14 protein-coding genes are annotated in these 6355 nt (G+C 45.3%); all 14 read right to left on the reverse strand.

The genetic code is table 11. The features are described from left to right. Positions 1-4: 4 nt before the first annotated feature. Genes A2621_04365 through A2621_04430 form a run of 14 tightly spaced genes read right to left on the reverse strand, consistent with a single transcriptional unit; the run spans position 5 to position 6233 of the window. Positions 5-544 carry a 50S ribosomal protein L5 gene (locus A2621_04365; GenBank protein ID OFW90077.1) on the reverse strand — a complete coding sequence of 180 codons (540 nt, stop codon included), beginning with the start codon at positions 542-544 and terminating at the stop codon, positions 5-7. A gap of 7 nt (positions 545-551) precedes the next feature. Continuing rightward, positions 552-896: a 50S ribosomal protein L24 gene (locus A2621_04370; GenBank protein ID OFW90078.1), complete on the reverse strand. Its 345-nt coding sequence runs from the start codon at positions 894-896 to the stop codon at positions 552-554. Beyond that, a complete protein-coding gene (locus A2621_04375; GenBank protein OFW90079.1) occupies positions 896-1264 on the reverse strand; it encodes a 50S ribosomal protein L14 in 369 nt (122 codons plus the stop codon). The genes A2621_04370 and A2621_04375 overlap by 1 nt, the downstream gene beginning before the upstream one ends. Before the next feature lie 9 nt (positions 1265-1273). Next, on the reverse strand, positions 1274-1516 hold the full coding sequence (locus tag A2621_04380) for a 30S ribosomal protein S17 (protein OFW90080.1): 243 nt from the start codon (positions 1514-1516) through the stop codon (positions 1274-1276). 16 nt (positions 1517-1532) lie between these two features. Then, a complete protein-coding gene (locus A2621_04385; protein OFW90081.1) occupies positions 1533-1727 on the reverse strand; it encodes a 50S ribosomal protein L29 in 195 nt (64 codons plus the stop codon). 10 nt (positions 1728-1737) lie between these two features. Continuing rightward, on the reverse strand, positions 1738-2142 hold the full coding sequence (locus tag A2621_04390; protein ID OFW90082.1) for a 50S ribosomal protein L16: 405 nt from the start codon (positions 2140-2142) through the stop codon (positions 1738-1740). Between the two features lie 11 nt (positions 2143-2153). Beyond that, positions 2154-2834, reverse strand: coding sequence for a 30S ribosomal protein S3 (locus tag A2621_04395; GenBank protein ID OFW90083.1), 681 nt, complete (start codon positions 2832-2834; stop codon positions 2154-2156). Then, positions 2834-3214: a 50S ribosomal protein L22 gene (locus A2621_04400; protein OFW90084.1), complete on the reverse strand. Its 381-nt coding sequence runs from the start codon at positions 3212-3214 to the stop codon at positions 2834-2836. Before A2621_04400 ends, A2621_04395 begins: the two co-directional genes overlap by 1 nt. Before the next feature lie 2 nt (positions 3215-3216). Next, complete coding sequence (locus tag A2621_04405; GenBank protein OFW90085.1) at positions 3217-3495, reverse strand: 30S ribosomal protein S19; 279 nt, start codon at positions 3493-3495, stop codon at positions 3217-3219. 11 nt (positions 3496-3506) lie between these two features. Beyond that, on the reverse strand, positions 3507-4322 hold the full coding sequence (locus A2621_04410; protein OFW90086.1) for a 50S ribosomal protein L2: 816 nt from the start codon (positions 4320-4322) through the stop codon (positions 3507-3509). A 5-nt stretch (positions 4323-4327) separates the two neighbouring features. After that, entirely contained in the window at positions 4328-4645 is a 318-nt protein-coding gene (locus A2621_04415; protein OFW90087.1) for a 50S ribosomal protein L23, read from the reverse strand. Further along, the gene (locus tag A2621_04420; GenBank protein ID OFW90088.1) at positions 4642-5262 is read right to left on the reverse strand and encodes a 50S ribosomal protein L4; all 621 of its coding nucleotides are present in this window, start codon (positions 5260-5262) and stop codon (positions 4642-4644) included. The genes A2621_04415 and A2621_04420 overlap by 4 nt, the downstream gene beginning before the upstream one ends. Positions 5263-5277: 15 nt before the next feature. Then, positions 5278-5913: a 50S ribosomal protein L3 gene (locus tag A2621_04425; GenBank protein ID OFW90149.1), complete on the reverse strand. Its 636-nt coding sequence runs from the start codon at positions 5911-5913 to the stop codon at positions 5278-5280. An 11-nt stretch (positions 5914-5924) separates the two neighbouring features. Further along, positions 5925-6233: a 30S ribosomal protein S10 gene (locus A2621_04430; protein OFW90089.1), complete on the reverse strand. Its 309-nt coding sequence runs from the start codon at positions 6231-6233 to the stop codon at positions 5925-5927. Positions 6234-6355 lie beyond the last annotated feature (122 nt).

The raw sequence follows: 6355 nt of genomic DNA on the forward strand, positions 1-6355 counted from the left end.
TCTCCTAATTTATAAACGGCATGCCAAACCCCTTCAGAAGCGCGCGGGCCTCCTCATTGGTTTTAGCAGTTGTCACAATAACCACGTTTAGTCCTCTGATTTGATCAATTTTGTCATAATCAATCTCGGGGAAAACGATTTGTTCTTTAATACCCAGTGCATAGTTCCCTTTTCCGTCGAAACTACGAGGAGAAACGCCGCGAAAGTCACGAACCCGTGGAAGGGCAATGGTAATCAACCGGTCTAAAAATTCATACATGCGAGCACCTCTCAGGGTTACTTTCACCCCAAGATCCATGCCTTCCCGTACTTTAAATCCCGCAATAGATCCGCGTGCTTTTGTCACCACAGGTTTTTGGCCCGCAATCACTGTCAAGTCTGTGACAGCCGCCGTGATCTTTTTATTGTCCCGCACCGCTTCTCCCACACCCATGTTCAGAACAATTTTCTTAAGCACCGGCGCCTGCATAGGCGTGGTATAAGAAAACTGCTGAATAAGCTCTGGCTTTAATGACTCTACATATAGCTTTTTCAATCTAACCATTTTATCTCTACTTTAACTCTTTACCTGAACTCTTCAAGAAACGAACTTTTTTGCCCTTATTTTCACCCTTATTTTCACCCTGGGCTAAAATCTTGATCCCCATCTTCGAGGGTTTCCTTGTTTCCATATCCATATGCGCCACATTAGACACGTGAAGGCTCAATTCTTTTTCAAGAACACCATTTGGGTTTGCAGGGCTTGGGCGTAAATGCCTCTTCACCACATTGACACCCTTTACAATAACGCGATCTTTTTCAGTGAAAACTTTAGAAATCTCTCCGGACTTACCCTTATGACTTCCTGAAATGACCACAACATGATCGCCTTTTTTGACATGAAATTTTTTGTTCATTACAGAACCTCTGGGGCTAAAGAAATAATTTTCATAAAATTCTTAGAACGCAATTCACGGGTAACAGGGCCGAAAATACGCGTTCCAATGGGCTCGCCTTGATTATTCAAAAGAACGGCGGCATTGTTATCAAAGGAAATCTTTGTCCCATCATTCCGCACAATCCCATGAGCCGTCCGCACGATCACCGCCTTGTGAACGCTTCCTTTAGAAACCTTACCGCGCGGAATAGCTTCTTTCACCGTGACAACGATAATGTCGCCAATGGATGCCGTCCGTCTTTTAGACCCACCAAGCACCTTGATACACTCAACACGACGCGCGCCCGAGTTATCAGCAACGTGTAAACTTGTTTGCATTTGAATCATAATACTACCCTATGCCTTATCTGCTTTTGAGAGAACAATCCAAGTTTTTCTTTTCGAAATGGGACGGCACTCTTCGATATTGACGATATCACCCTCAGCAAAAGCGTTCTTCTCGTCATGAGCCGCATACCTTTTTGATTTTGTAATATACTTCTTGTAAACCTGATGCATAAAGCGACGATCCACCTTCACGATGATGGTCTTATCTGCTTTATCACTGACAACAACTCCTTTAAGTACTCGACGAGGCATTTTTATCTTTTCCTAACTACTTTTGTTTGCGTCCGGCGTTGAGAAGTGTCTTAATACGCGCGATGGACCGACGCACTTCTCGCACACGCACGGTGTTTGTTAACTGACCAGCGACTTTCTGAAACCGAAGGTTAAAGGATTCTTTTTTTAAATCCAGAACCATTTTTTTCAGTTCATCTGTCTTTTTCTTCCTAAGATCAATGGCTTTCATTGTCTCAATCCTATCTAATAATAAATCGGCTACGCACAGGAAGCTTTGCCGCGGCAAGCGTCAACGCATCTCGTGCCAACTCTTCATCCACACCGTCAATTTCGAACATAATCCGCCCTGGTTTCACACGGCAAGCCCAAAACTCTGGTGCTCCTTTTCCTTTTCCCATACGAACTTCTGCAGGTTTTTGAGAAACCGGCACATCAGGAAAAATACGAATCCAAACTTTTCCAGCACGACGCAAGTGACGCGTGATGGCTCGACGCGCCGCTTCAATCTGGCGCGACGTCACCCGGTCAGCTGTCGTTGCTTTTAAGCCATAATTTCCAAAGTCTAAATCTGTGGCAGACTTAGCCATTCCATGGATACGGCCTTTAAAAGCTTTTCTAAATTTTGTACGCTTCGGAGCTAACATAACCTAAAATCCTATCTATTCACAACATGTTCACGAACGCGGCGATCTTGGGCCATGGGATCATGTTCCATGATTTCGCCTTTGAAAATCCACACCTTGATACCACAAGTCCCGTACGTGGTAAAGGCTGTTGCTAACCCATAATCAATATCCGCTCGCAACGTATGTAAAGGCACGCGGCCTTCACGGTACCATTCCGTCCGAGCAATTTCAGCTCCACCGAGGCGGCCAGCACAGTTGATTCGGATGCCAAGAACGCCTGCTTTCAAAGCTGTTTGCACCGCTTTTTTCATCGCCCTTCTGAAAGAAACGCGACGCTCTAATTGGCGAGCAATGGAATCAGCCACCAAGTGGGCGTCAAAATCAGGTTTTCTAATTTCAAGAATATTCAGAGTCACATCTGACCCAACAATCTTACTTAAAGAGTGCTTCAATGTATCAATATCTGCCCCTTTTTTCCCAATGATCACACCAGGACGTGCCGAGTAAATCGTCACACGGGCTTTTTTATTGGGGCGCTCAATCACAATTTTCGAAACGGCCGCTTGGCTTAGTTTAGCCAAAATATACTCACGGATTTTGATGTCCTGAGACAAGTAAGTTGCGTAATCACGACTAGAGGCATACCAACGAGAGTCCCAAGTCCGATTAATCTTCAACCGCATAGAAATTGGATTTACCTTTTGACCCATTAGCGATTCTCCTCACGTTGCTCAACAACAATCTTTATATTACTGTACGGTTTCAAAATTTTTGCCCCTCTTCCTTTGGCACGCGCCATAAATCTTTTTAGGACAAAAGCTTTTCCAACCTCTACCCGCATCACAAACAAACGATCTATATCTAATTGATGATTATTCTCAGCGTTCGCCACCGCAGAGGACAAAACTTTTTTAACTTCTCCGGAAACGCGACGCTTAGAAAACGTAAGCTGAGCCAAAGCCTCATTCACGGACTTGTGTCGAATCAAATCGGCAATCAACCCCAACTTCTGAGGCGATGTACGAATAGCCTTTGCAGAAGCGAGAGCTTGCTTATCAGAGAGCTGCCTTGGAAGCGATTTTTTACTCATTTCTAACCTTTCTGAGCTTTTTTATCCGCCGAGTGACCATAAAAGGTCCGCGTCGGCGCAAACTCACCCAACTTATGTCCAACCATGTTTTCTGTCACGAAAACAGGAACGAATTTCTTTCCATTGTGCACCCCAAAGGTGACACCCACAAATTGAGGAAGAATTGTCGACCGACGCGACCATGTTTTGATCACATCTTTACGACCAGAGCTGAGAACAACTTCTGCTTTCTTCAGCAAATATCCATCAACAAAAGGGCCTTTCCAAACTGAACGAGACACTTAATTACTCCTTATTTCTTCCTGCGGCTAACAATCCACTTGCTGGTAGATTTATTAGACCTTGTTTTCTTACCCTTGGTATGTTTCCCCCATGGAGTCACTGGGTGGCGACCTCCATTCGTACGACCCCCATGTGGGTGATCAACGGGGTTCATGGCAATGCCTCGCACTGAAGGGCGACGTCCAAGCCAACGCGAACGGCCTGCTTTGCCAAGGTTAATGTTCTTTTGATCTGGATTTGAAACCGCTCCAATGGTGGCACGACATTCAAGAGAAACTAATCTGACTTCGCCAGAGCTAAGCTTAAGGAGCGCCCGCCCGCCATCACGACCCACATACTGAACATAAGACCCAGCAGAACGAGCGATTTGCCCCCCTTTGCCTGGCTTCATTTCCACATTGTGGACAATCGTTCCCATGGGGATACTGGATAAAGGCATGGCATTTCCGGGGCGGACTTCCACCTTCAACCCAGAAAGCAACCGGTCGCCAATGGCCACTTTTTGGGGCGCAATGATATAAGAGAGCACCCCATCATCATACTTTAACAAAGCAATATGACAGGTGCGGTTGGGATCGTACTCGATCCGCTCGACTGTTGCGCCCACATCAAATTTAGACCGTATGAAGTCAATGGTGCGATAGAGCTGCTTATGCCCACCCCCGTGACGACGTGACGTAATACGACCATGATTGTTCCGACCGCCTGTCTTGGTTTGACCCGCAACCAAAGATTTTTCAGGACGTCCCTTCCAAAGACCCGTTCTGTCAACGAGAACCAACTGTCTTGTAGAAGGAGTAACAGGATTAAAACTTTTTAAAGCCATTTCAACTAAATTCCTACGCTAATATCAATCGTTTGACCGGCTTTTAACCGAACAATCGCTTTTTTGTAATCAGACCGCCGACCACGACGCCCCTTGAAAACTTTCAATTTTCCAGCCGCGTTCATGGTATTAACAGAAACCACTGCTACTTTAAAGATTTTTTCAACAGCAGCCTTCACTTCTTTCTTGGTTGCATCCGTAGCAACTTTGAAAGAATACTGATTATTCTGTGTCAAAAACGTGGCCTTTTCTGTAATCAAAGGCGTCCGAATAATGTCGTATGCCAAACCAACTGAAATTTTGTTTGGTTCTATTTTTTTCATACCAATCTCGCTTCTAAGTGATGCACGGCATCCTTTGACAAAACCAAAGTACCACACTTCATAATGCTATAAACATTTGCCCCTTGTTGCGGCAATACGTGCACATTGGCCAAATTGCTGGAGGCTTTGCAGAAGTTTTCATTAAGCTCAGTGCCTCCGATAAACAAAGGCGACTTCCATCCATTCTTCAGGATCAAGGCACTTAAGTCTTTTGCTTTTGCCTTCTTCATCTCTAAAGCATCCAAGACAACCAAAGAACCTTGCGCTGCCTTCATGGCCAAGACAGATCTTAGCGCCAACTTACGTACTTTCTTTGGAAGGTCAAAACTGTGATCTCTTTTGTGTGGACCAAAAACAACCGCTCCTCCCCGCATATGAGGACCCCGAAGAGATCCTTGACGCGCGCGCCCTGTTCCCTTTTGACGGAAGGGTTTCTTTGTGGTTCCTCTAACCGCCCAAATTTCCTTAGTTTGATGGTTGCCAGAACGCGCCTTCGCGAGCTGCCAACGAATCATTCTGTGAATGATATCCGGACGGGTTGGAATGCCAAAAACATGGTCGCTTAGATCAATCGACCCTAGTTTCTTATTTTCTAAATCTATGAGATCCCATTGCATGAGAAAAAAATCCTTTTATTTTCTTTTAATTGCGTCTGTCACGGTAATGAAAGACCCTTTGTGCCCTGGCACGGCGCCCTTTAAATAAATGAGCCCTTTGTCAGAATCCAAACGAACAACTTGGAGATTCTGAATAGTTACCCTTTCCGCGCCAAGATGTCCAGCCATTTTCTTGCCTTTGAAAACTTTTCCTGGGTCTTGACGTTGTCCTGTGGATCCATGCGACCGGTGAGAAACGGAACATCCATGGGAGGCCCGGTTGCCTCCAAAGTTGTGGCGCTTCATTACCCCCGCAAATCCTTTTCCGAGAGACGTGCCAACCACATCCACATACTGTCCCACTTTGAAATGGTCAGGATGAAGCGTCAGGCCTACTTCTAGGAAGGCATCTTCCCCCACTCGGAATTCTTTAAGGCCCTTTTTCACATCCACCTTATGCTTGGCATACAATCCCTTTTCAGCTTTGTTCAAAGACTTTTCACGGCCCTTTCCAAAACCAATCTGAACGGCATTATAGCCATGAAGAGCTTCTGTTTTATGGGCTAAAACTTGGCAAGATTCTAAATGAAGAACCGTTACAGGAACATGCTCTCCTTGTTCGTCAAAAAGACGCGTCATCCCAATTTTTTCTGCAACTAAACCTGTTCTCATCATCATAATTCCTATAATTTGATCTCTACATCAACGCCGTAAGAAAGCTCTAGCTTCATCAAGGCATCCACTGTTTGAGGTGTCCAATCCACAATATCAAGAACGCGCTTGTGCGTCCTAATCTCAAACTGCTCCCGCGACTTTTTGTCAATGTGGGGAGAGCGGTTCACGGTAAATTTTTGAATAGCTGTCGGCATGGGAATGGGGCCTCGCACCAACGCGCCCGTTCTTTTTGCGGTATCCGCCACTTCATGGGCCGATTGATCAAGCATTCTATAATCATAAGCTTTTAATCGAATTCTTATCGTTTGTCTTTCCATTTTTATTCCTTAATCCCTCAAATGCCGAAGCAGGGTTCCTTTACTACTCAATAATTTTAGAAACAACACCAGAGCCGACGGTACGACCGCCTTCACGAATCGCAAATCGAAGCCCTTCATGC

This window comes from Alphaproteobacteria bacterium RIFCSPHIGHO2_01_FULL_41_14 (assembly GCA_001767855.1).
Taxonomy (GTDB): domain Bacteria; phylum Pseudomonadota; class Alphaproteobacteria; order UBA7879; family UBA5542; genus 2-01-FULL-41-14.